We start from the raw sequence: 24,540 nt of genomic DNA on the forward strand, positions 1-24,540 counted from the left end.
GCCGACCTGAAGACATTATGCCCCGCGTTTCGAAGAACCCGCACGATCAAGGCGCGACGGCCACCAGAGCACTCGACGCATCGAGATCGCGAGCGCAGGCACCAGCAGCGACCGCACCAGAATCGTGTCGAGCAGTACGCCGAAGCTCACGATGATGGCGAGCTGCAGCAGAAAGAGGATGGGGATCACGCCGAGTGCGGCGAACGTCGCTGCGAGCACGACGCCGGCCGAGGTGATCACCGAGCCGGTCTGCACCAGTCCCTCGTCGATGCCCCGTCGGGTGCTGAGATGTGCATCATGCTGCTGCCTTCTCGTCAGGTCTGCATCGGGCACGCCGTTCTCGGCGAAGAACCGGGTCTCTTCGCGCACCCGCGTCATCAAGAAGATGTTGTAGTCGACGCCGAGCGCGACCAGGAACACGAACCCGTAGAGCGGCACCGAGGGGTCGGCACCGGGCAGGTGCAGCACGTGGTCGAAGATCAGCGACGAGACGCCGAGAGCTGCCGCGAACGAGAGCACCGTGGCGCCCAGCAGCATGATCGGCGCCACAATCGAACGCAGCAGCAGCATGAGGATGATCGTGATCACCACCAACACGACCGGAATGATCAGGTTGCGGTCGTGCATGGCGGCGTCATTGGTGTCGACCGCCGTCGCAGTGACCCCTCCGACCAGCGCGCTCGGGGCGGCAGTGGCCAGGTCGGCGCGCAGCTCGCGCACGGCCTGTTCCGAGCTCGGGTCGTCGGCGCCGTGCTCAAGCGTCGCACGCAGCTGCACATGCCCGTCGACCTCGAGCGGCTGCGCCCCCGGAATAGGCGCCCCACTCGGACCGTCCGTCACCTGGTACGCACCGCTCATGCCGTCGGCCGCACGCAGAGCGTCCAAGGCAGCCGACGCATCCGTCGCGTCTGCGATCACGGTGACCGGGCTGCCTGTGCCGCCTGCGAAGTGCTGCTCAAGCAGCGCCTGACCTGTCGACGACTGATTCTCGGTGAGCACCAGGTCGCGCTGCTGCACGCCGTTCGCGTTCAGCCCGAACAGCCCGGTCGCACCAGCGGCGAGCAGCACGACGCTCGCGATCCACACCGTGCGATGACGACGGTCGACGAATCGGGCCACCGCGGGCCAGAGCCGACCGGTGCGCTCGTTCGAGACATGTGCGGCCCGCAGTCGCGGCACGTTCGGCCAGAAGCCGGCTCGGCCGACCAGCGCGAGCAGTGCCGGCAGCAACGTCATCGCGGCGAGGAACGCCCAGACGATGCCGATCGCGGTCACGGGACCGAGGCTGCGGTTCGAGTTCAGGTCGCTCAGCAGCAGACAGAGCAGCCCGGCGATGACGGTGCCGGCCGAAGCCGCCACCGGTTCGAGATTCGCGCGCAGGGCGGCGAGCACCGCCCGCCACACGCTCGGCTCTGTGGTGAGCAGCTCGCGATATCGGTGCACGATGAGCAGCGAATAGTCGGTGCACGCGCCGATCACCAGAATGCAGAGAATGCCCTGCGACTGCCCGTTCAGCTGCACGACACCCGCCTTGGCGAGCCAGAAGACGGTGAGGATCGAGGCGCAGAGAGCGAACACAGAAGTGAGCAGCACCAGCAAAGGCAGCAGCAGCGACCGGTAGACCAGCACGAGGATCACCAGCACGGCGCTCAGAGCCACGATCAGCAGCACTCCGTCGATGCCTGCGAAGGCTGCGCTGAGGTCTGCGGCGTAGCCGGCCGGCCCGGTCACGTGCGCCTCGATGTCGGTGGATGCCGCGTCGGGGTCGGCGAGCGCCTGCTGCAGCTGCTGCACGGGAGCCTTCGGTCCGTCGCTGCGGTCGAGCTCGATGACGACCTGCGCCGCCTGCCGGTCTTCGCTGGGGATCACCGGAGAGGCGGTGGCGCCGTCTGCAGCGGCGGCGACGCGATCAGTGATCTGCTGCAGGTCGCCGGCCGTGAGCTCGCGGTTGTCTTCCGTGGTGAAGACGACGACCGCAGGAATCACATCGGGGTCGTCCGCGAAGCGCTGCTGCCACTGCTGCACCTGCGTCGACTGCGAGCTGGCAGGCAGAAATGTGGTCGCATCGGTCGAGGCGACCTGTGAGATCTTGCCGAAGGTCGGCCCTCCCAGCCCTCCCAACACCAGCCACAGCAGTGCGAGCACGACGGGCAGCCCGATGCGCAGCCAGCGGCTGGGCTGACGGCTCGGCCGACGCGAGTCGGTCTGTCCGCCCTGCAGAGTCGGCGAGCCGGTACGGTCAGAGCTGTCGGGCGAGGTGCGCATGAACTGATCGTAACACCGCATGCTTACCAAGTAAGCTACTTGCAGGTAGGGTCGGTGAAACACAGACATCACCAGTGAAACAGGCATCACCAGCGAAGAGGAGTGACTATGAAAGTGCTCATCGCGGGAGCCAGCGGACTCATCGGGTCCGAAATCCGTCGACAGCTGGCCCACACCGGCCACGAGGTCGGCATACTCACACGCCCCGGCTCGCACAGCGATTCCGGTTCGACCCCCACATGGCAGTGGCAGCCGACGACCGCTGAGATCGACCCCGAGGCCGTCGAATGGGCCGACGCCGTCATCTCTCTGAACGGAACCAGCATCGCGAAGCTGCCGTGGACCAAATCACGTCGCCGCAGCATCCTTGATAGCCGTGTCTCGAGCACTCGTACGCTCGCCCGGGCCATAGCGGCCTCGACAGAGCCCCCTGCCGCCTGGGTCTCGGCGTCTGCCGTCGGTTTCTACGGCAGCCGCCCCGGCGAACGGCTCACCGAGCAGGCCGCCTCCGGCGAAGGCTTTCTCGCGGCCGTCACACGCCGCTGGGAGGCGGCGACGCGTGCTGCGGCAGACAGCACACGCATCGCGCATGCACGCACCGGAATCGTGCTCTCGACGCGTGCCGCTCTCGGCCCGTTGGTCACCCTTGCGAAGTTCGGCCTCGCCGGCAGGCTCGGCTCGGGGCGACAGCACTGGCCATGGGTGTCGCTGAGCGACGAGGCGGCTGCCTATGTGCATCTGGCCACCGAGAGCGAGATCGCAGGGCCGGCCAACATCGCGGCCCCGAGCGGTGCCACGAGCGAGCAGGTCACCCGTGCGGTCACCCGAGCGCTGCGACGCCCACATCTGCTGCCGGCGCCGGCATGGACACTGCGCATGGCACTCGGCACCGCAGCCGACGACCTACTGCTCGCCGATCAGCATGTGGTTCCTCAGCGGCTGACCGAAGACGGCTTTGTCTTCGGCGACGACGATCTGGCTCGCGCTGTGGACGAGGCTGTAGCGGCCCGCGGGGAATAGGCGGCGCACAGCTGCGTTCTCTAGAATGTGTATGCGCCGCGGCACCGCTGCCGATCAGCGACATTGACAGCGCGGCTGACCACGACACGACAATGAGGAGGCCTTCGTGGCTCTGGACAACCCCGTTCTCTCGAGAAACCCCTATTTCAACGGCAAGACGCCGCAGGTGGGTGAGACCGCAACGGCTGATCAGCTGCGCCAGATGTACGATCGCCCGGCCGGGGCCGAACCCCAGACGCAGCAGACGCAACAGGGACTTCCTCAGCAGACTCAGCCACAGGCCTTCCCGGCCGCGGGCTCTGCGCTGCCAGCCTCGGAGCGCATGACCTACGACGGCGTCATCGTGAAGACCGCGATGCTCTTCGGCACGATCCTCGTCGGTGCCGTCGTCGGCTGGATGTTCCCGGTGCTGCTGCTTCCCGGAGTCATCGTGGGCCTGGTGCTCGGCCTGGTCAACTCGTTCAAGAAGCAGCCGTCCGTGCCGCTCATCCTCGCCTACGGCGTCTTCGAAGGACTCTTCGTCGGAGCGATCTCGCAGGTGTTCGCGACGACGTACTACGGTGGCATCGTCGTTCAGGCGGTGCTGGCGACGCTCAGCGTGTTCGCCGTCACATTGGTGCTCTTCTGCAGCGGCAAGGTGCGCGCGTCGGCCAAGGGCGCCAAGATCCTGATGATCGCCATGGGCGGCTACCTGCTGTTCAGCCTGATCAACGTGGGCATGATGGTCTTCGGCGCGACGTCGAACCCCTTCGGCGTGTTGGGCATGCAGATCTTCGGCATCCCGGTCGGCGTCATTGTCGGCATTCTGGTGGTCATCATGGCCGCGTACTCACTCGTTCTCGACTTCGACATGGTCAAGACTGGTGTGCAGCAGGGAGCGCCGGCCAAGTTCGGCTGGACCGCCGCCTTCGGCATCGCCGTCACGGTCATCTGGCTCTACGTGGAGTTCCTGCGTCTGTTCGCGATTCTTGCCAGCAGCCGCGACTGACTCTGTTCAGCACGACGCGCCTGTGACTTTGCGCCAGCCCTCGGCGGGTGTACACTCCTAGATACATCTTGTATCTATGTTGTATACCCGAAGGGGGCTGGTTGTGGCGGCGTTGGCGTCAGAACGCGTCTACAGCGATCTCAAAGAGCGCATCATCCTCGGCGACATTGCGGGGAACACACTGCTCAGCGAAGGCGAGATCGCCGAACAGCTCGGCGTCAGTCGCACTCCGGTGCGCGAGGCGTTCCTTCGGCTGCAGGCCGAAGGCTGGATGCATCTCTATCCCAAGCGCGGAGCCCTTGTCGAAGGCGTCGACAGCAGCGAGGGCAATGAGATTCTCGAGGCTCGTCGTCTGATCGAGTCGTGGGCGGCTAGCCGACTCGCCGCGTCTCCCGCCTTACTCAAAAAGGTGGCCGACGAGCTCGAGGCAACGCTGGTCAGCCAAGAGGCCGCACTCGCCGACGACCCCGACCTGCAGGCGTTCATCGTCGCCGATCTGCACTTTCACCAGGTTCTCGTCGAGTCGGCCGGCAATCGTATTCTCACTGCGGTATATCAGCAGCTCAGCGACCGCCAGCGTCGTATGACGGCCTATGCCGTCAAGACCGGCAGCGACCGCCCCTACCGCGTGCTCAAGCAGCATCACGATCTGCTCGAGGCGCTGCGCACCGGCGATCCTCATCAGTTCGTCAAAGCGCTCGACCACCATTTCAGCGACATTCATGGAGCCAGCCCCCGTTGATCGCACGCTGAACTCAGCCCGCTTCGTCTCAGCTCGGCCACATGCCGGGCCGACACATCCGCACTCCGCCGACTGCGACATCCGCCGCACCGGCATTCGCCACCTCAGTCGCTCGGCAGTGTCGCCGACGCAGCACCCCCTGCAGCGTCGCAGAAGTCCACCAGCCATCAAGTTCGATTCGTCCAGTGAAAACGAGAAACACCACACGCATGTCTCAGCACAATCCGTCCAACGCATCCGCCGCAGCCGCACTACCAGGCCGGCACCCACGCTGGCAGCCGAAGCGCCCAGACTGGCTTGCCGCCGCCGGGGTGCTCTTCGCCGTGGCGTGGGGTGGCAACGAGTTCACCCCGCTGCTCGCGATGTATCGCATCCACGAGCACATGAGCGTGCAGAGTGTGAACGTACTGCTTGGGGCATATGTCGTGGGCATCATTCCCGCCCTGCTGATCGGCGGCCCGCTCTCTGATCTGCGCGGCCGTCGGCCGCTGATGCATCTCGCGCCTGCTCTGTCTATCGCGGGCAGCATCCTGCTGATGCTGGGCGGCGACGATCACGTGCTGCTCTTCGTCGGCCGCATCTTCTCGGGCCTCGCGCTCGGCTTGGTGATGGCAGTCGGGTCGAGCTGGATCAAGGAGCTGTCGACCAAGCCGTACTCGAATTCCGGGGATGCTGGCGCAGGTGCCCGCCGAGCCACTATGGCGCTGACGGTCGGGTTCGCTCTCGGCGCCGTCGTCGCTGCGCTGCTGGCACAGTTCACCCCGATTCCCGAGATCGCCCCCTATGCCGTGAACATCGTGCTGACCGCGGCGCTGTGGCTGATGCTGATCGGCACGCCCGAGACCAACCCGACGGTCACCGGCGTGCCCCTGGGCGACGAGACCAAGGTGTCGACCAAGCACGAGTCGCTGGGGCAGGCGCTGAAGCTCAAAGAGGCGGTCTCACCGCGTTTTCTGCTCGTCGTGCTGCCGATGGCCCCGTGGGTGTTCGGCGCTGCCGCGAGTGCCTATGCCGTGCTGCCGTCGCTCGTGATGGATCAGGTGCCTGGCTTCGAGGTGGCCTTCGCCGGGATCCTCTGCTTCGTCGCACTGAGCTTCGGCGTGCTCAGCCAGCAGATGGCTCGCAAGTTCATCAAGCCGCACAGCCAGCGGGCCATCGCCTCGGCGATGTGCGCCGTGATCGTCGGTGTGCTGATCGCCGCGCTCTCGGCATTCACGCACAGCATGGTGATCACCGTCATCGCTGCCGCTGCCCTCGGCTTCGCATACGGCCTGCTGCTGATCGCCGGACTCCAGGAGACTCAGCGCAACGCCCGGCCGGAGCACCTCGGCGGCATGGTCGGCGTGTACTACTCACTGACGTATCTGGGATTCTTCATTCCCGCCATTCTGTCGGCGCTGGCGCCGATGATCACCTACGGCGTCATGTTCGTAATCGGTGCGATCATCGCCGCACTGAGCGTCGTGCTCATCGTGTTCGGCACACGCAAGCACTGACTGCGCCCGAGAGGGCTCAGTCCTCCTGCTGCCCAGGCAGCGGCCGTTCGGAGTCACCGATGATTCGAGCGCGATGATCGATGCCGAGTCTCAGCAGCATGCGCTGCACGTGGCCTTCGACCGTGCGCGGTGACAGCACCAGATGCGCTGCGATCTCCCGGTTGGTGAGGTGCCGAGCCACCAGCGGAGCGATCTGCTGCTCTCGATGCGAGAACCGTGGATCGTTCCAACGCACTCTGTTCAGCAGCGGTGTGTTCACCGGCCCCGTCGCCAACAGCAGATCGTGCATTCGCCAGAGTTCTGCGTCGGATTCCGACCGCTGACCCTGCTCACGCAGCAGCACCGCCCGTGCTGCCACCGCCTCGGCCTGCGGGACGATCCGCCCCACCGCCCCGAAGGCCTCGGCAGCACGCCCGATCATCGCTGCATCTCCGAGCGCCCGACCGTGTACGAAGAGCACCATCGCGTGCGCCAGCTCGCCGTCGAGTTCGTCTGCCTGCCGCTCGGCCAGTTCGGCAGACTCGGTCGTGACCGGTCCCGGCAGCAGGCGAGCTCGATCGTGCAGCAGCTGCAGAGCCGCCCATGCGTGTCTGTGTGCAGTCTCGACCTCGATCGCCGCATCATAGGCTGCGCGCACCGCGTCCCAGTCTCCGAGCATGCTCTGCCTGCTGTCGTCGTCCGACCCCGCAATGCGATCGGCTCGCCAGGTGCGCATGGCATGAGTGAGCAGGTCTCGGCGCACGATGTCCATGCGAAACATCCGCGAGACGCCGTACGACCGTGCGCCCTCCCGCTTCGGCACTCCTCGCCGGGGCTCAGCCGCATATGACAGGTCGTCAGCCGGTGGCGGTTCCTCATCGAGCTGCAGCTGCACGGCTTCGAGCGCAGACTCCGCGTAGGCGGCAAGCCCGGTCGGATCGGAGTCGTCGAGCAGCACCAACCCCTGTCGCAGCATCCGCCGCCCCGCGCGCAGATCACCCGTCTCGCTCGCGATCACCCCGAGCCCCAGCGACGCATTCGCATCGCTGACCGAGGTCACTGCCATCCCGTTGAGCACCATCGCTGCAGACTGCGCCGCCCAGGGGCGGCGGTGGCTGAGCAGCCCGAGCACGTGTGCGTGAGTCAGATCGTTCGCAATCCATCGGTCGATGCGGCTGGCCTGCACAGACATCTCGGCGATCGCCGATTCCACCCGTTCTACTCGTACGAGTGGCACGCCAGACTCGAGCCCGGCCAGAAGCGCATACGCACATGCGAGCCAACGCAGCCGTGAGGGGGCAGCAGGATCGGCTGCCAGCGCATCGAGCTGCGAGACGTCGACCATCTGTCCCTGTCGCACTCCACGCACCGCGTTCAGCAGCCGCACTGCGGCCGCGTCGACACCGGCATGCACCGTCTCCGACTCGTCGAACCACAGCCCTGCGAACGCCGCCGTCAACGGATCGCCCAACTGGCCGACCATCGCACGCGCGCCATCCTCATGGCCTGTGCGCAGCAGAGCGTAGGCCAGTTGGAACCGTGCCTCGTCGAGCTCCGCACTGCTGAGCTCGTCACTGCCAATCACCTGCTGAAGCAGCGGCACCGAGGCATCGAGCGCCCCGCCTTCGACAAAGGCGCCGACAGCCGCGAGCAGCTCTGCGGCAGAGACCGTCTCAGGCTCGAGATCGAGGCGCTGCCTGATCACCTCGGCCTCGCTGTTCGGTCCCCACGCTGAGCGCAGCACCGCTGGCACATTGTCCAGATGCCGCAGCGCGCGATGTCGAGCTGCCCGCCCCGAGACGTCGAGCAGCGTCTGCCGAGTCACCTCGGGGCTCACCGACAGCCGTTGACCGCTCACGCCGAATCCGTCATGCTGCTGCAACAGGCCGTCGGCCAGACTGCGGTCGACCACGGCGGGTGCGCTGAGCACCTCGACGGAGCGCACCGGCAGGTCGCCGGCCATGGCGATCGCGAGCAGCAGCTCGACCTCGGCGTCGTCTCGACTGCGCAGCAGCCGTCGCAGGTGTTCCCGCAGCCTGTGCCCGACCGACACCCCGTCGCGCAGCAGCCAGATGCCGCGAACGACCCGCCACCCGTCGGCGTCGTCGAGATCTGCGAGCACCGCATCGAGCAGTTCCGGGTTGCCCGCGGTGAGGGCGTGCAGCTGGGCCGCCGCCTGCCAATGCGTCTCGCCGCCGAGATGAGCATCGACGATCTCACGCGTCTCGTCGCCGTCGAGGGCCGCGAGCCGCCACGAAACGGCGTCCGACCGACGCGTTCGCTCGTAGAGCGGTTCAGGCAGCGCGGCGCGATCTCGTGTCGTGATGAGCAGCGCGATGGCAGCTGCGTCGGCGGCCTCCGCGATCAACGCGGCGGATGCCGGATCGAGCCCGTCCGCGTTCTCGAGTCGAAGCACAAGGCCGGGTTCGCTGAGCGCTTCCAGCGCATGGAGGATGGCACGGTCGTCACCGCCTCGTTCGATGGTGGCGAGGTCGACCCGCTCGAGTCGAGCCTCGCGTGCTGCGCGCAGCAGCTGCCGTCGAAGCCATCTCCGGTCGGTCTGAGCGTCGCCAGATGGGACGACGCCTGGCGAGACTTGGAGCGTGAACACCCTCGAGTCGGGGTGGTCAGAGTCCTGTGTCCGCATCCGCCGCTGCACCTCGGCGGCGACCAGCGTCTTGCCGACGCCGGGGGCTCCGGTGATGAGCACTGTGCGATCAGGTGTCTGCAGCGCACGACGGGCGAGCTGATCGGCAAGTTCGGCTCGCCGTCGGGTGAGTGTCTGAATCGCCACAGTGCGAGGTTCCGTTCTGATCGAGGGTGTGCGAATGCGCCCTCTCCCCCAAGTGCATCTGCACAGGGATTGTAAACCTTCGACCAGAGCGAATGGCGACGATCACTGCGGCAGGTCGATCTTTCCCTCTCCGTGCCAGATGTCGAGCCGTCGAGAGAATTCGACCAGCAGGAACGACTTCAGGCGAAAGTCGACCACAGGAATGCGAATTTCGGCCGATCCCTGAGCACCGGCTGCCAGGTAGGCTGACGCCGAGTACTTCAGCCGGTTGAAGGACTGGCCGTCCACGACCCCCTGCTCCCACGCTCCCTGTGCAGTCGCTCCGGCGGCAAGGCTCAGCTCGGCCTGCAGTCCGAGTGCCCCGTACAGCAGCACCCCCGCTTCGAGTGACGGCCCTGCCGAGGCGTCGATCTTGACCGACTTTGTCATGGTCACACCAGAACTGGTGGCTGTGACCGGGTCTCCGGACTTCTCCGTGACGGCGACCTTCGTCACTTTTCCATTTGCATAGGTGAAGCCGTACCTTGATTTGGTGGTGGTGGAGCCCGACATGATCAGGCTTCCCGTCAACGAGATCTGAGCGCCGACGTTGACATTCACATACGGTTTGAAAATGACCGGAACAGGGCCGGCCATCACGGTGATGGCCGAGATGGGCAGCTTCACGAGACGATACTTCGCCTTCGCCGAGGCACTCGCTTTCAGCCATGCTTTCAGTGAGTAGCTCACCTTCGTCTGATTCTCGATGATCGCATGCAGATCTTTGACGAACGGCTTGGGCACCCACCCCCATCGGAGTCCGACTTTCAGCCCGACGTCGACACCGAGCGTCATTTCGCCAGTGAACCCGAGAGAGACTCCTCCGTCGAGCGCAGTCTTGGCCTCCCGTGAGGCTCGTTCCTGTGGAGCGAGCTGGGAGATGTCTTTCACGTCATCGACCAGTACGTCTCCCCCGAAGGGGTCTTTCTTGGTGTCCCAGGCCAGCTGGACGGTGGCCTTGAAGCCCTGTTCGACGTGCGCTCCGACGCCGGCGTCACTCAGCGACCCGTGCTCGTCAGAAGACTCCGGACACACCGGAGCGGTCTGATCCTGTCGACCGGTCAGGTCGTCGTCCACGTTCTCAGTGACCGTGCAGTCGGTCGTCTCGTGGCCTTGGCTGCCCGACGACACGTCGACGGAGGGCACGACCTGCAGCGGCTGCACGCCCTCGCCAGACGCCGGTCGTTCAATGGTGACCGGGTCGCTGTCGGCAGCTGGCTGCGACGCGGTCTCGGCTTTCACCTTCGCGGGGTCGACCAAGGGTGCCGTGTCGGTCTGCTGCGCGACATCCACCTGTTGGAAGACATCGGTCAGAGCAGCATCGGCAGTATGCACCCGCCAACCCTGTGGAGTGCGATCGATCGACTGCACCGTGCGCAGCACACCGCTCTGTTCTGCGTCGATCGAGCCAGTGACGAACACGTCGCCCGGCGCGAACGGCGGCTGGTCGGTGACCAGCACGCTGTCGGCCTGCACCTCGTCGATCTGCGCAGACGAGCTGCTCGGATTCTCCTCGAGCAGGCCGTTGCCCGGGGTCCCCCCAGTCTGGTCGGGCGCGGCCAGCCCATCCTCGGCCTTGACGAACGTGCCGCTGCGCAGCACCCAGGCGTCATTGGACACCATCGGCGTCGACGTATCGCTCTGCAGTTCGATGTGCAGGGTGATCTCTTGTGTGGCAAGCGTTCCGTCGGCGTCCTTGCCCACAGCGGTGAACACGTAGTCGCCGCCTTGGGGCGCACTCACCTCTGCCTGCCAGGCGAGCGTCTCGGGGTGATCGGGGTCAGGGGCGACCTCTGCCGTGCCGACCAGACTGGGAGCACCGCCAGACGCCTTGCGCGCATGGATCTCGATGCGGTCGAGCGAGCTCTGCCCCTGTGTATAGAGCCCCTGCATCGTGAACGTCGCGCTGTGCTCAAGGTGCTGCGTGCTGCCATTGTCGGGGCTCGTGATGAGCATACGATCGTTCTCGTCTGGGCGAACGTCTGAACCGTCGTGATCTCTGAGCACATACTGCCGCACGGTCAGAGTGACGTCGGCTGCGCCCTCTCGCATCGTGATGACTCCGCCGACGACGGGCACGATCATCAGCTCGCTCTCAGTCCTCTGCGGCTGTACGGCGAGCCCCCGCCCACGACCAAGGTAGAAGTCGCCGACCTCGAGCTGGCTGCGGGTCGTGACCCCTGTGACGTCGGCCTGCACGAACGCGAACGCCGCGTCGCTCGGAGCCCCGGTGAGGTCGATTGCCTGCGCATCTCCGGCCTCGACGTGATAGCTGCGAGGCTGACCGTCGCCCGGCTCGTCGCTGCGCACCGCAGCCGCGCCGAGGCTCATCAGCCCGGAGCCGGCGTTGAGCGTCTCGGCGTTCTGGCCGCCGTTGTCGACCCAGCCGCGCACGGCGGCGCGCACGCTGGTCGGCTGTTCGGTCTCGATCGTCACGTTGCCCTGTGCGTCGGGGTCTGCGAACACGTTGAGCACGTCCTCCCCCGGCGAGGTCTGCAGACGCTGGCCGGCGACGGTGACCGTCTGCCCGACGTTCGACTGCAGACGGATGGTCAGCGACACCGAGCGCACACCGGCGCTCGGCACCCCGCCCTGACCGGTGACGCCGAACGTCAGCGATCCGCCGAGCCCGGACGTCGGGGCGGACGCCCCCAGCATCCCCGGCTCGGTCTCGCCGGGCACGGCACGCAGCTGCGGCGCGCTCGTACCCACGGCCGCATCGGCGCGCACCACAGGCTGGTCGACCGCCTGAAGCCCGCCGGGGGTTCCGGTCTTGGTGCTGAACGTGGCCATCTTCTCGATGCGCAGATTCGTCTCGGTGGTCGTATGCAGCGCGATCGCCTTGTTCTGCACGGGCATGACGACCATCGTGCTGCGGCTCTCGCCTGCTGGCACAGACAAGAAGGCGTCGCCGCCGGCGAGCACCTGGGTCGGCGCACTGCCCGGTGCACCCGGTGCGGTGAGCACCGTCACGCGCACGACGGCATCCTGTGGGTCGGTCTCGGCGGGAGTGCCCTCGGCAGCGAGCTCCAGCGGCACGGACACGTCTGCGCCGGCGGTGTGAAAGCTGCGCACGGGAGCGGCACCGTCTGCCGCTTTCGGCCATTTGCCGGCTTCGGTGTCGACCATCGGAATGTACGTTTCACCCGGCCCCATGGTTGAGACGCCCGTCGCCGGGGTCAGCGGCGTGTCGTTCGGGTTGGTCGAGGTGTCGGCCGCGGCGAGCGATGCCTGGCTGAGGCCGACTGCGAGGGCTACGCCCGCCGCGACCAGCGTCTGGGCCAGCGTGCGGATGCGATGTGTGCGAACGAGTGCAGAGGTATCGGTGCGGTGTCTCATCGGTCGTTCTCCTGATCGGTGTTCGTCGGATGTGACGCCGCGCTGGCCTCGATCGTGCGTCGGCGGTCTGCCCAGAGCAGTGCGAGCCCTGCGATCAGCAGGGCGGCGACGATGCCGAGGGTCCAGCCGATGGCTATGCCGGTGCGCGCGAGCGCTCCGTCGTTGGCGGTGTCTGCAGCAGAGTCATGCGCGGCATCGGAGTCGGAGTTCGAGCCGTCGGTGGCCTTCTCTGCCCCACCCGCGTTCTGGCCACCGCCGTGGTCGGGATCTTCGCATGCCCCGTCATCCGGCCCAGGTTCGTCAAGCGCGAGCGGCATCATGCGCTGTTGCGCATCGACCCAGACGCCGTTCTGGTCGAGTGTGGTCAGTGCGACGGTCGACTGCTCGAGATCCGTCTGCGGCGTGCTGACCCGAAGCTGGTAGTCGCCGACGGTCAGCGGAGTCACGATGGTCACACCCCACGTGGTGGCGTGCACTGATGCAGAGGCATCGCCCGAGCCGGAGCCCGCAGTGCCGTCGATCACGGTCGTCGCGGGAGCCCCATCCGCGCCCTCTTTCTCGAGCGTGATGTGCAGTTGTGCCGGATCGAGGTCGGAGCGCTCGATGTCGATCCATGCAGAGGTGACTTCCTGCCGATCGACGACCAGCGACGCTGTTCCTCGACGCAGAGAACTCACTGTTGCGGCATCCGCTGTTTCGCTCTTCGAGAGCGCGCACAGCACCTGCTGCGTGCTCTGCGTCGTGAGCAGCTGATCGGGGTGTCTGCTGTCGTCTTCGGCAAATGCGGCAGGGGCGGTCGATGTCACTGCAGCCGGGCCGCAGAGCAGTGCCCCGGCGGCAAACAGGGCGATTCGATGAAGGTGTCTTCTCACAGGTGAACTCCTCGGAAGTCTCGACAGCCTGAAGTCGGCTGCCAAAGGCATTCGTGATCAAGTGAGTTCAGTGTGCCGGGCGATTCATCGGTTCTGACCCGGTTCAGTGCCGGTCACGTAGGGGTCTGCGGCGAATCGAGTACCCCGTCAGCGCAGACAGCGACTGCTCAGCGCAGAAGCGGCGTCAGAAGTCACTTCTGCACCGAGCAGTCGCTCACGTGCGCCCGATGCGCGCCCCCGCGTGCCGTCAGGCGCTCACGCCTCGCGCTTTGCGCGTTCCGGGCAGAACCGCCAGCGAGATCACCACGAATGCGAGCACGAGCACGAATCCGTGCAGAATCCCGAAGTGCTCGGCCAGCATGCCCAAAGCAGGGGGCCCAGCGAGCGAAGCCGAGTACCCGAAGATCGAGACCATGCTCACCCGGCGGGTCGCATCCGTCGGATGGTCGGCGGCCAGCGACATGCCGACCGGGAACCCGAGCGATGCTCCCAGCCCCCACAGCGCGGTCGCCACGAAGATCAGCGGCGTTCCCGCGCCGAAGATGAATGTGGCCAGCCCGATCGATGCGATCGTGGCGCAGCCGAGCAGCACTCGCGTCGTGCCCAAACGGTCGACGAGGGGGCCTCCCACGAGGCGGCCGAGCGTCATCGCCGAGACGAACGTCGCGTACACCAGTGCCGCAGCAGAGTGATCGAGGCCGTGCCCCTCGACCGCCGCGAGGCTGAGCCAGTCGTTGGCCGAGCCCTCGACGAATGACATGCCGACCATCATCACACCGATGAGCAGCAGCCGTCGGTCAGCCAGCAGCCCGAAGCGTGCGCGCAGTCGTGCCCGCATGCCGGTTGATGCCTCGCCCTCGCCCGAGTCCACAGACAGTCGCGCAGCGCTGCCGGCACCGTTCTGTGCCGCATGGGCGGTCGACGAACCACGTGCATCGGGGGCCTCGAAATGGATGCGCTGCGGAGCCGACGCGCCCGGCACTGTCCGCAGTGTGCCCAGGCCGGCGACGAGCAGGAACACCGCCGCCAGAGCGAGATACGGCAGCAGGCCCGTGCCGCGCGAGGCGGCAAGCGCGCCGACGAGTGCGCCGGTGATCGTGCCCGCACTGTAACAGGCGTGCATCATCGGCAAAATCGTGCGGCCGACGCGCTTCTCGACGGTGGTGCCCTCGAGGTTCATCGTGACCGATGCCGAGCTCAGGCTGAATCCGAAGAGCATCAGCGCCGCGAAGGTGAATCCGGTCTGCGCGAACACATCGACTGCCACGCCGATCGCGGTGAGGCCGAGCCCGATGCCGGTGATCGCGGCAGTGAGCATGCGTCGCGCGCCGAGGCGGCCGATCAGCCCCGGTGCCACGGCGAGCCCGGTGATCGAACCGCTCGAGAGTCCGACGAGCAGAATCGCGACGCCGCCGCTGCCGATGCCGAGCTGTGCGCTCACTTCGGGGATGCGCGCGACCCAGACCGCCGTCGCCACCCCCGCGAGCGCGAAGATCACGCAGATCGCATTGCGCCAGGCTGCGAGTGTGCTGTGTCGTGTGGTGACGGCGAAGTCGAACAGGCGGTGTGCGGCGGATGCCGTGGCAGCGACCCCGCTCGCCACGCGCCGCGAGGGTGCGCCGGCACGGTCGGCGATGCGTGTGATGTCGATGGCGCGAGTGTCGACCGAGCGCTCGTGACTTATGGGAGAAGCAGCGACCGGGCGCGCGACATCGTTCGCATCGAACTCAGCGAGTTGCGACTCAGGATGCCGTGGCTCTGGGCGTCGTGACTCAGAGTGTCGTGACTCAGAGTGTCGTGGCTCAGAGCTTCTTGAGGGCGCGATCACGCGGATCGATCCGGTCAGCACGGGTATGGAGCTCGTCACGGCGGTCAGTTCGGTCACTGCTTTCCTTTCTGGATGTTCGGGTTGGGGCTGCTGCTGGCACTCCGGCGGGAGTGACGCTGTTCGGTTCTGGTGGTGTTCAGTTCGGTGCGCCGCACCCGTGGTGTTTTCGGGCGAGCGAGGGCGAGACCGAACACATCCGTGTGACCGGTTACTGCTCTGATGGATGCACAGCGCAACCCCGCGACGATGCGGTTGACTGCCTGTGAAAGAGATGACCACTGACGTTGTGATCGAGATGCCGAGCACATTCTCGGCGAATTGTTTTCGATGCTACGGCGAGGAATCCGATCGCTGCAACTGTCTACTCAGACTACTTTTTTGATCGGCGTGTCGCGCTCCGACCAGCTCATTCACAACGCGCGCGGCGGCTCGTTTTTGTCGCTCGCTCGTCGCTCGCTCGCCTCACCGGCGCATGCCCCTCTGCACCAACGCACGCTCGACCTCGGCCACGAACTCCTGCCCTGCACGTGCATCGGTCAGCGTGCGCAGATCGGCCTGAACAACCTCGTACCCTTCGTTCCGAAGTGCCTTCAGCCGTTCCCGATCACGAGCATGCTGCGCACGCGACGTGCGGTGCTGATCCCCGTCGAATTCTGGAATCACCCTCTGCACCCGATACAGCAGATCGGCCCGCGCCAAGTGGCCTCCAGCCCGGTCGTAGATGTCGGCGTTGAGCTCAGGCTCCGGCAGCCCCGCTTCCAGCAGCAGCAGCCGAGTGAGCGATTCCATGGGCGACTGCGAGCCGTCATGCACGAGACGGGCGACCTGGCGCATCCTTCTGCAGCTTCGATCCGACAGCGACCCCGTCCACTCGACGAGCTCCCTCGGCCCGGCGAACGGCTGCCGGCCGTCTGCACGCAGCTCGGCGCGACAGACCAGAAAATCGCCGACGGCCACGAGATCAGCGTCGGAATAATGCGGCACATCGGCCAGCATCCTCCAAGTCGTCCGCACATCGCAGACCGGCAGATCGCCGAGTGTGTAGACATGAGCTGTCGGGGGCATGCGCCTGCTGCGGATGCCGCGGTGCCGCGGACGCGAAAGGGTCGCAGCCGCTGCAACGTCGAGTCCGTCGGGTTCGAGCGCCGAAGCAATCATGCTGAGAGGCAGCGGCAGGCCCCATATGATCGCCGCGGTCAGGTGGCTGAAGGCGAGCCCCGGCCTCATCAGAGGCAAATACTGCCGCGCGCGATGCGTCACTTCTGCGTAGAGGCGCTGGGATTTCGGGATCTCTGGCGGTGAACCCGCATGGTTCTGGGCCGATTCTGCTGTGCGCGTTTCGGTTCGTGCGCAGCGCACCCCTCGGTAGGGCTGTGCGAGGTCGTTTGCCCGCAGGCGAGACTGGGTGACTCCCAGGTCTCGTGCTTCTGCCACCGTGAAGGGTCGATGCCTGATCTGAATCGGCAGCGGCTGCGGTTTGGACGGTGACATGGCTTCAGCATGAGCGATCGGCCTGCCCCGGGTCTCCCCCGATCAACCCGATGTGGAGAACTTCGTGCTGCACCTGCAGCTATGCGTAACAGGTTCTGCGCACTCGGTGAGTCATCGCCAGGTTCTACACACTCGGTCAGCCATCAGCAGGGTGAGCCATCAGCAGGTTCTACGCACTCGGCGGGTCATCAACAGATTCTGCGCACTCACACCATCCAAAAGTGCCTCCACCCACCGAAAGCACAGAACACGCGACCAACAACAGCAAACACCCACAACAACTACACACTCAGTGAGCCATCAACAGGTTCTACGCACTCGGTGGGTCTTCAACAGATTCTGCGCACTCGATCCCGCGCTTCAGGCGGCTTCTACACACTCGCACGCCGCCCCGTCCGGTTCAAGACAGAACTGCCCTGAGACACGACACCCACAAGACAAACGCACGACAGAACAGCCGAGAGACCAACAGCCCAAAACAGAAACAGACCCCGCCGCACACTGCGACGAGGCCTGCCTGACTCACTCCCACTCGATGGTGCCCGGCGGCTTGCTCGTGACATCGAGAACCACTCGGTTGATCTCACGCACCTCGTTCGTGATGCGGTTCGAGATCACTGACAGCACGTCGTACGGCAGCCGCGACCAGTCAGCCGTCATCGCGTCTTCGCTCGACACCGGGCGCAGCACGATCGGATGCCCATACGTGCGCCCGTCACCCTGCACACCCACCGAATGCACATCGGCCAGCAGCACCACCGGGCACTGCCAGATCTGATCGTCGAGCCCTGCCTTGGTGAGCTCCTCGCGCGCGATCGCGTCGGCCTCGCGCAGAATGTCGAGGCGCTCCTGCGTGATCTCGCCGATGATGCGGATGCCCAGGCCGGGCCCGGGGAACGGCTGACGGCTGACAATGACCTCGGGTACGCCCAGCTCGCGACCGATCGAGCGAACCTCGTCTTTGAACAGCGACCGCAGCGGCTCGACGAGTTTGAACTGCAGATCATCGGGCAGGCCGCCCACGTTGTGGTGGCTCTTGATGTTGGCCGCACCTTCGCCGCCGCCTGATTCGACAACATCGGGGTAGAGCGTGCCCTGCACCAGGAATTTGATCTCTTCGCCGTCGGCCGAGGCCTCGTTCTGCAGGTCGCGAGCCGCACGCTCGAACGTGCGGATGAACTCGCGGCCGATGATCTTGCGCTTGCGCTCCGGCTCGCTGACGCCCTTCAGCGCAGTCAGGAACTGCTCCGACGCGTCGATCGTCACCAGACGGATGCCGGTCGCGGCGACGAAGTCCTCCTGAACCTGCTTGACCTCGTCTTTGCGCAGCAGGCCGTGGTCGACGAAGATGCAGGTCAGCTGGTCGCCGACCGCACGCTGCACCAAAGCCGCGGCGACCGCCGAGTCGACGCCGCCCGACAGCCCGCAAATCACCTTGCTCGCACCGACCTGGGCGCGGATCTTCGCGACCTCCTGGTCGATCACGTTCTCGCTGGTCCACTCCGGCTTCAGCCCGGCACCGTGATACAGAAAGTTCTCGAGCGCCTGCTGGCCGAGCGGAGTGTGCTGCACCTCGGGGTGCCACTGCACGCCGAAGAGTCGACGGCCGCGATCCTCGATCGCTGCCACGGGCGCACCCACGGTCGACGCCAGCACGTCGAACCCCTCGGGCGCGGTCTTCACCGCGACGCCGTGGCTCATCCACACCGACTGCTTCGCAGGAGAGCCCTCGAGCAGCGTGCCTGCTTCGTGAATCTCAGACTCGGTGTGTCCGTACTCGCCCACCGCCGCCTGATCGACGATGCCGCCGAGCGCATACGACATGGCCTGAAAGCCGTAGCAGATGCCGAACACCGGCACGCCGGCTTCGAACAGCGCGCGGTCGACGTGCGGGGCGCCCTCTTCGAAGACGCTCGCGGGGCCGCCCGAGAGGATGATCGCCGCAGGCTTCTTCGCGAGGATCTTCTCGACGCTCCAAGTGTGCGGCACGACCTCGGAGTACACATGCGCCTCGCGCACGCGCCGTGCGATCAGCTGCGCATACTGCGCGCCGAAATCGATGACGAGCACCGTGGGTGTCGTCGCGTCAGCGCCTGCCTCGTTCGAGGCCGCTGCCGCAGTGGGGGTCTGCTGGGTCACTTCGTCTCGCTGCTTTCGTCGGTGTCGGTCGTGGTCTGTGCGGCGTCGCCTGAGGTCTGACGGATGCCGTGCTCGCCCGGCTGCGTCGCCGGATGACGGGCGTCGGCCGCGTTCTCAGCGGCTGCGCCAGGTGCAGCGGTCGTTGCCGCACGGGCCTCGTCATCGGCGACCTGCTTGCGCAGTGCCAAGATGGCCTCGTCGTGGGCCTCGGCACGGGCGTTGTGCTCGGCAAGGTCTTTACGCGCAGCGCGCGACATGCGGTGCTCGACGAAGAACGAGAGGAACGGCACGATGCCGCCCAAGGCGATCGCGACGAAACGCCGCAGCGGCCACCGCAGCAGCGTCCACAGGCGGAAGTCGCTGATCAGATAGACGACATACAGCCAGCCGTGCACGATCAGCACGCCGATCGAAAGGTTCAGACCGCCGGCGCTGTCGATGTACTCGGGCAGCGACGGCACGAAGTTGAGCACGTGACCGCCGCCGGCGAAGACCTCGTAGCCGACGCCGAGTTCGTGATTCCACGGAATGTACTTGAGGATCATCTCGGCGCAGAGCAGCAGCAGGAACACACCGGTGATGTAGGCGAAGATGCTGTAGAACCTGATCGCACCGGGTATGCGCTGCCGATCGCGCTTCGGCAGAATCGGCTGACGGGTCATGGGTTCCATCCTAACGCGGGCGCTCATCGCACTGCGACACGGCGCAGCAGCTCGAGCTGTTCACGCTCCTGCGCGGCATATTCGAGACCGTGCTCGTACTCGTCACGGCCGAGACGCCACCACAGGAACAGAGAGAAGGCTGCGAAGACCACCCACTCGGCGGCGTAGAAGATGTTCATCCAGTTGATCTGCGCTTCAGTCGAGGGAGGCGGCGAGTAGATCGTCTGCAGGCCGCCGCCGACCACCGTGGGAACGCCGTCTGAGGCGACCAGGTACCCCTCGAACCATGGGCGGTCGTCGGTCTGCCACACGTTGATCAGTTCCGGTCCGGAGACCACCTGCGTGAGGTAGTCAGCGGCCGTGGTCTGCTGCTTCTCGACGCCTTCGAACGGCATGATGCGCCCGCTCAGCTGCAGCGTCCCTGCGCTCTGGGCCATCGCATCCCCGTCAGCGCCGGCTGCACCGACCTCGTCTGGCGCGGCATTCGCCAAAGCCTCGGCGCGGTCACGTGTCGCACGGGCCTGGTCGAGGTCGGGCGCCCACCCGAGGGCCACGGGCAGCACGGCTCCGGCGGGCGCTTGAGGAGCCTCCACCGAGAGGCCCACCACGACCCAGTAGCCGAGCGCATTGCCCTCGCGGTCACGAGCCTCGCCGGTCTCACCCGACGCGTTCTGCTGGGTGCGGTTCGCAACGATCGTGGCCGTTCCCGGAAGCACCGTGCCCGACACGGTCGCACGCTGCTCGATGGCCTGCACGTTCATGGTCTGACCGGGCGTGAGCAGATCGGTGAGAGGCCGGGCAGTCTCGGTCTGACGACTGCCATCGTCTCCCGGAGTCACCGCACGCATCGCCTGCCACCAGCCCAGCCCGAGAAACCCGGCCACGATCAGAAGCACGACGAACAGCGCGCCGAGCCACTTCGCCGTCAGCAGCACCGACAGCGTCGAGCGCGGCGGCTCTGAGAGCTCCGCCTCGAGCTCGTCGATCAGAAGATTGGCCTCTGCCGCCCCGATGCGTCGCGGCGTCTGGATGCCCGGCGCAGCGGACTCCGACTGTGTGTTCGAGTCGGGCACAGATTCGGACACGTCTGGTTCAGGCCTCGTAGTGCGAGACGGTGACTGCGACCTTCTGGAACTCCTTGAGCTCGGTGTATCCAGTGGTCGACATCGACTTGCGCAGCGAGCCGATCAGGTTCGTCGTGCCGGTGGCATCGTGCGCCGGGCCGAAGAGCACCTGCTCGAGCGGCCCGACGCTGCCGACCTGCACGCGACGACCGCGGGGCAGCTCAGCGTGATGGGCCTCGGCACCCCAGTGGTAGCCGCCGCCGGGAGCCTCGTTCGCGCGGGCGAGCGCCGTGCCGAGCATGACCGCGTCGGCACCGCAGGCGAAGGCCTTCGGAATGTCACCACCGAAGCCCAGGCTGCCGTCACAGATGATGTGCACGTAACGACCGCCCGACTCGTCGAGGTAGTCGCGGCGGGCGCCGGCGACGTCGGCCACGGTGGTCGCCATCGGAGTGCGCAGGCCCAGCGTCTTCAATGAGGATGACGTGGCGCCTCCGCCGAATCCGGCCAGCACGCCGGCAGCACCGGTGCGCATCAGATGCAGAGCAGTCGTATAGGTGCCTGCACCGCCCACGATGACCGGCACGTCGAGTTCGTAGATGAACTTCTTGAGGTTCAGCGGCTCAGTGGTCGCCGACACGTGCTCTGCCGAGACCGTCGTGCCGCGGATGACGAAGAGGTCGACGCCCGCATCGAGCACCGTCTGGTAGAACTGCTGCGTGCGCTGCGGCGAGAGCGCCCCGGCGACGGTCACGCCGGCGGCACGAATCTGCTCGAGCCGCTCGGTGATCAGCTCGGCCTTGACCGGCTCTGCGTAGACCTCCTGCAGCACCCGCCCGGCCTGATCGTCGTTAGCCTCGCGAATGCGCCGGTAGGCGTCGGTCGGGTCTTCGTAGCGCGTCCACAGGCCCTCGAGATCGAGCACGCCGAGCCCGCCGGCGCGCCCGAGGGCGATGACGGTCTCAGGCGAGGCGGCCGAGTCCATCGGCGCGCCGACGACGGGCAGATCGAAGTGGTAGGCGTCGATGCTCCAGTTCACCGACACGTCGCCGGCATCACGGGTGCGCCGATCGGGCACCACTGCGATGTCACTGAAGCCGTAGCCTCGCCGACCGGTTTTCGACACGCCGATCTGCACTGTCTCACTCATGATTCCTCGTTCATCCCTCGTCTGTTTGCTGCGACTGCGGCGTTCGGTCTACCGACCGTGGTAGTTCGGGGCCTCGATGACCATCTGCACATCGTGCGGGTGGCTCTCTTTGAGGCCGGCCGGCGTGATGCGCACGAACTTGCCGTTCTCTTTGAGCTGCTCGATGTTCTCGGCCCCCACATAGAACATCGACTGGCGCAGGCCGCCGATGAGCTGATAGGTGACGGCCTCGAGCGGGCCGCGGTAGGGCACCTGCCCTTCGATGCCCTCGGGAATCAGTTTGTCGTCGCTGGGCACATCGGCCTGGAAGTAGCGGTCGCGTGCGTAGCTCGTTCGCTGGCCGCGCGTCTGCAGTGCACCCAGCGACCCCATGCCGCGGTACTGCTTGAACTGCTTGCCATGCTCGAACACGAGCTCTCCCGGGCTCTCATCGGTTCCGGCGAGCAGCGAGCCGAGCATCACGGTGTCGGCGCCGGCGACCAACGCCTTGGCGATGTCGCCCGAATGCTGCAGGCCACCATCGGCGATCAGCGGCACACCGGCCGGGATGGTCGCCTTCGACGCCTCGTAGATTGCCGACACCTGCGGCACGCCCACACCGGCGACGATGCGAGTGGTGCAGATCGAGCCGGGCCCGACGCCGACCTTGACGGCATCGACACCGGCGTCGACCAGCGCCTGCGCACCCTCACGGGTCGCGATGTTGCCGCCCACGACCTGCACGTGCTTGGTCGCCGGGTCGGTCTTCAGACGTTTGACGATGTCGTGCTCGCCCTTCGAATCACCGTTGGCGGTGTCGGTGACGATGACGTCGACGCCGGCCTCGACCAACGCGCAGGCGCGTTCCCAGGCATCGCCGAACACGCCGATGGCCGCACCGACGAGCAGACGGCCCGAGCCGTCTTTGCTCGCGTGCGGGTACTTCTCGGCCTTGTCGAAGTCTTTGACGGTGATCAGGCCTTTGAGGTGGCCCTCGTCGTCGATCAGCGGCAGCTTCTCGATCTTGTGCGTGGCGAACGTTCGGTAGGCCTCTTCGCGGCTGATGCCCACCTTGCCGGTGAACAGCTTGCCTTTGGTCATGACGTCTTTGACGAGGGTGTTCTCACGCTCGTCGACCGGCACCCAGCGGATGTCGCGGTTCGAGATGATGCCGACGAGCACGTTGTCCTCGTCGACCACAGGCAGGCCTGAGACCTTGAACTGGCCGCAGATGTCGTCGACCTCCTGCACCGTCGCCTCAGGAGAGGTCGACAGCGGATCGGTGATCATGCCCGACTCTGAACGCTTCACGAGGTCGACCTGGCGGGCCTGGTCTTCGATCGAGAGGTTGCGGTGCAACACGCCGATGCCGCCCTGGCGGGCCAGAGCGATCGCGAGACGTGCCTCAGTGACGGTGTCCATCGCTGATGACAGCAGGGGGATGTTGATCGACAGCTCACGGGTCAGGCGGGTCTTGGTGTTGACCTCGCTGGGAATGACGTTGGTGTGGCCGGGCAGCAGCAGCACATCGTCATAAGTGAGACCGGTGTAGGCAAAGGGGTCGTGTGCCATTTCTTCCTTCCAGACGCGGTGCGCTCAGTCTACCCCGACTCCTGTGTAACATTGGCGACACAAAAGCGAGGTAGCTTGTGTGCCACCCGTCGCAACCCCCTGAGGGTGGTGACGGTGACGCGTGCGGCATCCCACGCGTCCATCGCCAAACGGGGAGGCTCAGTTGACAACGGCCTTGACAGCAAGTGCGCTCGCTCACGCGGCGCCCACAGTCGTGCTCGCACAGGAGGGCGGCGGTTTTCTCGCCGACCAATTCGTGCCGAGCCTGATCAACGGGGTGATCTTCGGACTCATCCTCGCGCTCGCATCGATCGGGGTGTCGCTAATCTACGGAACGACGAAGCTCAACAACTTCGCACACGGTGAGCTGGTCACATTCGGCGGTTTCGTCGCCGTGACCGCGATGACCACGCTGGCGCTGCCTGCCTGGATCGCCGTGATCCTGGCCTTCGTGGTCGGCGGCGTCTTCGGCTGGGTGCAGGATGCCGCCCTTTGGAAGCCGCTGCGCAAGAAGCGAGTGGGCATCATCCCGCTGATGATCGTGAGCATCGGCCTCTCGCTCGCACTGCGTTACCTCTACGCCTTTCTCTTCGGCCCCGACCGCATCGTGATGCCGGTGTCGAGTGACGCGTGGCTCGTGCTGGGTTCGGTGCGGCTTCGCCAGTGGGACGTGCTCGGTTCACTGGTGGCCATCGTGCTGCTCATCGTCACCGCGGCGCTGCTGACGAAATCCCGCATCGGCAAGGCCACGCGCGCCGTCGCCGACAACCCGGCCCTGGCATCCGCATCAGGCATCGACGTCAACCGGATCATTCGGGTGGTGTGGACGGGCGGCACCGCACTCGCGGCCGTCGCCGGCGTGCTGCTCGCGTTCTATCAGACGCAGCAGTGGGACACCGGCGCGTCGATTCTGCTGCTCATCTTCGCATCGGTCGTGCTCGGCGGTCTCGGCACCGCATACGGCGCTCTCGTCGGTGCCCTCATCATCGGCATCGCAGTGAATCTCTCCAGTCTGTTCCTGCCGGGCAGCCTCAAGTACGTCACGGCGCTCGTGATCATGATCGTGGTGCTGCTGGTTCGCCCGCAGGGCATCCTCGGTCGCAGAGAACGCATCGGATAAG

At 66.1% G+C, this 24,540-nt stretch carries 16 protein-coding genes; 5 read left to right on the top strand and 11 right to left on the bottom strand.

Annotation, left to right across the window (positions count from 1 at the left end):
- Positions 1 to 15: 15 nt before the first annotated feature.
- Complete coding sequence (locus F8O06_RS11830; RefSeq protein ID WP_158038752.1) at positions 16 to 2,265, bottom strand: MMPL family transporter; 2,250 nt, start codon at positions 2,263 to 2,265, stop codon at positions 16 to 18.
- Between the two features lie 108 nt (positions 2,266 to 2,373).
- Between F8O06_RS11830 and F8O06_RS11835 the strand changes: the two genes are divergently transcribed.
- The 4 genes from F8O06_RS11835 (at position 2,374) to F8O06_RS11850 (ending at position 6,511) form a co-directional block, all read left to right on the top strand.
- A complete protein-coding gene (locus F8O06_RS11835) occupies positions 2,374 to 3,285 on the top strand; it encodes a TIGR01777 family oxidoreductase (RefSeq protein WP_158038753.1) in 912 nt (303 codons plus the stop codon).
- A 112-nt stretch (positions 3,286 to 3,397) separates the two neighbouring features.
- Positions 3,398 to 4,273 (top strand): Bax inhibitor-1/YccA family membrane protein, encoded by an 876-nt coding sequence (locus F8O06_RS11840; RefSeq protein WP_158038805.1) that lies wholly within the window; start codon positions 3,398 to 3,400, stop codon positions 4,271 to 4,273.
- 112 nt (positions 4,274 to 4,385) lie between these two features.
- Positions 4,386 to 5,015 carry a GntR family transcriptional regulator gene (locus F8O06_RS11845; protein WP_192496628.1) on the top strand — a complete coding sequence of 210 codons (630 nt, stop codon included), beginning with the start codon at positions 4,386 to 4,388 and terminating at the stop codon, positions 5,013 to 5,015.
- A 209-nt stretch (positions 5,016 to 5,224) separates the two neighbouring features.
- Positions 5,225 to 6,511 carry an MFS transporter gene (locus F8O06_RS11850; protein ID WP_158038755.1) on the top strand — a complete coding sequence of 429 codons (1,287 nt, stop codon included), beginning with the start codon at positions 5,225 to 5,227 and terminating at the stop codon, positions 6,509 to 6,511.
- Positions 6,512 to 6,527: 16 nt separating this feature from the next.
- Here the strand turns inward: F8O06_RS11850 and F8O06_RS11855 are convergent, their stop codons facing one another.
- The 10 genes from F8O06_RS11855 to guaB form a co-directional block, all read right to left on the bottom strand.
- The gene (locus F8O06_RS11855; RefSeq protein WP_158038756.1) at positions 6,528 to 9,284 is read right to left on the bottom strand and encodes a LuxR C-terminal-related transcriptional regulator; all 2,757 of its coding nucleotides are present in this window, start codon (positions 9,282 to 9,284) and stop codon (positions 6,528 to 6,530) included.
- Between the two features lie 102 nt (positions 9,285 to 9,386).
- A complete protein-coding gene (locus F8O06_RS11860) occupies positions 9,387 to 12,662 on the bottom strand; it encodes a hypothetical protein (protein WP_158038757.1) in 3,276 nt (1,091 codons plus the stop codon).
- Positions 12,659 to 13,534, bottom strand: a complete 876-nt coding sequence (locus F8O06_RS11865) for a hypothetical protein (RefSeq protein WP_158038758.1) — start codon at positions 13,532 to 13,534, stop codon at positions 12,659 to 12,661. Before F8O06_RS11865 ends, F8O06_RS11860 begins: the two co-directional genes overlap by 4 nt.
- Positions 13,535 to 13,781: 247 nt before the next feature.
- On the bottom strand, positions 13,782 to 15,419 hold the full coding sequence (locus F8O06_RS11870; protein WP_158038759.1) for an MFS transporter: 1,638 nt from the start codon (positions 15,417 to 15,419) through the stop codon (positions 13,782 to 13,784).
- A gap of 405 nt (positions 15,420 to 15,824) precedes the next feature.
- A complete protein-coding gene (locus tag F8O06_RS11875; protein WP_158038760.1) occupies positions 15,825 to 16,427 on the bottom strand; it encodes a hypothetical protein in 603 nt (200 codons plus the stop codon).
- A gap of 948 nt (positions 16,428 to 17,375) precedes the next feature.
- Complete coding sequence (gene guaA, locus F8O06_RS11880; RefSeq protein ID WP_225733511.1) at positions 17,376 to 18,923, bottom strand: glutamine-hydrolyzing GMP synthase; 1,548 nt, start codon at positions 18,921 to 18,923, stop codon at positions 17,376 to 17,378.
- A 65-nt stretch (positions 18,924 to 18,988) separates the two neighbouring features.
- Positions 18,989 to 19,654, bottom strand: coding sequence for a DUF3817 domain-containing protein (locus F8O06_RS11885; RefSeq protein ID WP_158038762.1), 666 nt, complete (start codon positions 19,652 to 19,654; stop codon positions 18,989 to 18,991).
- Positions 19,655 to 19,677: 23 nt separating this feature from the next.
- Positions 19,678 to 20,739, bottom strand: coding sequence for an SURF1 family cytochrome oxidase biogenesis protein (locus tag F8O06_RS11890; RefSeq protein WP_158038763.1), 1,062 nt, complete (start codon positions 20,737 to 20,739; stop codon positions 19,678 to 19,680).
- Between the two features lie 7 nt (positions 20,740 to 20,746).
- Positions 20,747 to 21,868 carry a GuaB3 family IMP dehydrogenase-related protein gene (locus F8O06_RS11895; protein WP_158030861.1) on the bottom strand — a complete coding sequence of 374 codons (1,122 nt, stop codon included), beginning with the start codon at positions 21,866 to 21,868 and terminating at the stop codon, positions 20,747 to 20,749.
- A 48-nt stretch (positions 21,869 to 21,916) separates the two neighbouring features.
- The gene (gene guaB, locus F8O06_RS11900) at positions 21,917 to 23,419 is read right to left on the bottom strand and encodes an IMP dehydrogenase (protein ID WP_158030860.1); all 1,503 of its coding nucleotides are present in this window, start codon (positions 23,417 to 23,419) and stop codon (positions 21,917 to 21,919) included.
- A 175-nt stretch (positions 23,420 to 23,594) separates the two neighbouring features.
- Here guaB and F8O06_RS11905 point away from each other — a divergent pair, with 175 nt between their 5' ends.
- Positions 23,595 to 24,539 carry a branched-chain amino acid ABC transporter permease gene (locus F8O06_RS11905; protein WP_225733506.1) on the top strand — a complete coding sequence of 315 codons (945 nt, stop codon included), beginning with the start codon at positions 23,595 to 23,597 and terminating at the stop codon, positions 24,537 to 24,539.
- Position 24,540 lies beyond the last annotated feature (1 nt).

Source organism: Pseudoclavibacter sp. CFCC 14310, from assembly GCF_008831165.1.
Classification (GTDB): domain Bacteria; phylum Actinomycetota; class Actinomycetes; order Actinomycetales; family Microbacteriaceae; genus Pseudoclavibacter_A.

What these genes read in the sequence shown, in the direction of transcription:
- F8O06_RS11830 (WP_158038752.1), bottom strand. Translation starts at nt 2,265, where the DNA reads ATGCGCACCTCGCCCGACAGCTCTGACCGTACCGGCTCGCCGACTCTG.
- F8O06_RS11835 (WP_158038753.1), top strand. Translation starts at nt 2,374, where the DNA reads ATGAAAGTGCTCATCGCGGGAGCCAGCGGACTCATCGGGTCCGAAATC.
- F8O06_RS11850 (WP_158038755.1), top strand. Translation starts at nt 5,225, where the DNA reads ATGTCTCAGCACAATCCGTCCAACGCATCCGCCGCAGCCGCACTACCA.
- F8O06_RS11860 (WP_158038757.1), bottom strand. Translation starts at nt 12,662, where the DNA reads ATGAGACACCGCACCGATACCTCTGCACTCGTTCGCACACATCGCATC.
- F8O06_RS11875 (WP_158038760.1), bottom strand. Translation starts at nt 16,427, where the DNA reads ATGCCCCCGACAGCTCATGTCTACACACTCGGCGATCTGCCGGTCTGC.
- F8O06_RS11885 (WP_158038762.1), bottom strand. Translation starts at nt 19,654, where the DNA reads ATGACCCGTCAGCCGATTCTGCCGAAGCGCGATCGGCAGCGCATACCC.
- F8O06_RS11895 (WP_158030861.1), bottom strand. Translation starts at nt 21,868, where the DNA reads ATGAGTGAGACAGTGCAGATCGGCGTGTCGAAAACCGGTCGGCGAGGC.
- guaB (WP_158030860.1), bottom strand. Translation starts at nt 23,419, where the DNA reads ATGGCACACGACCCCTTTGCCTACACCGGTCTCACTTATGACGATGTG.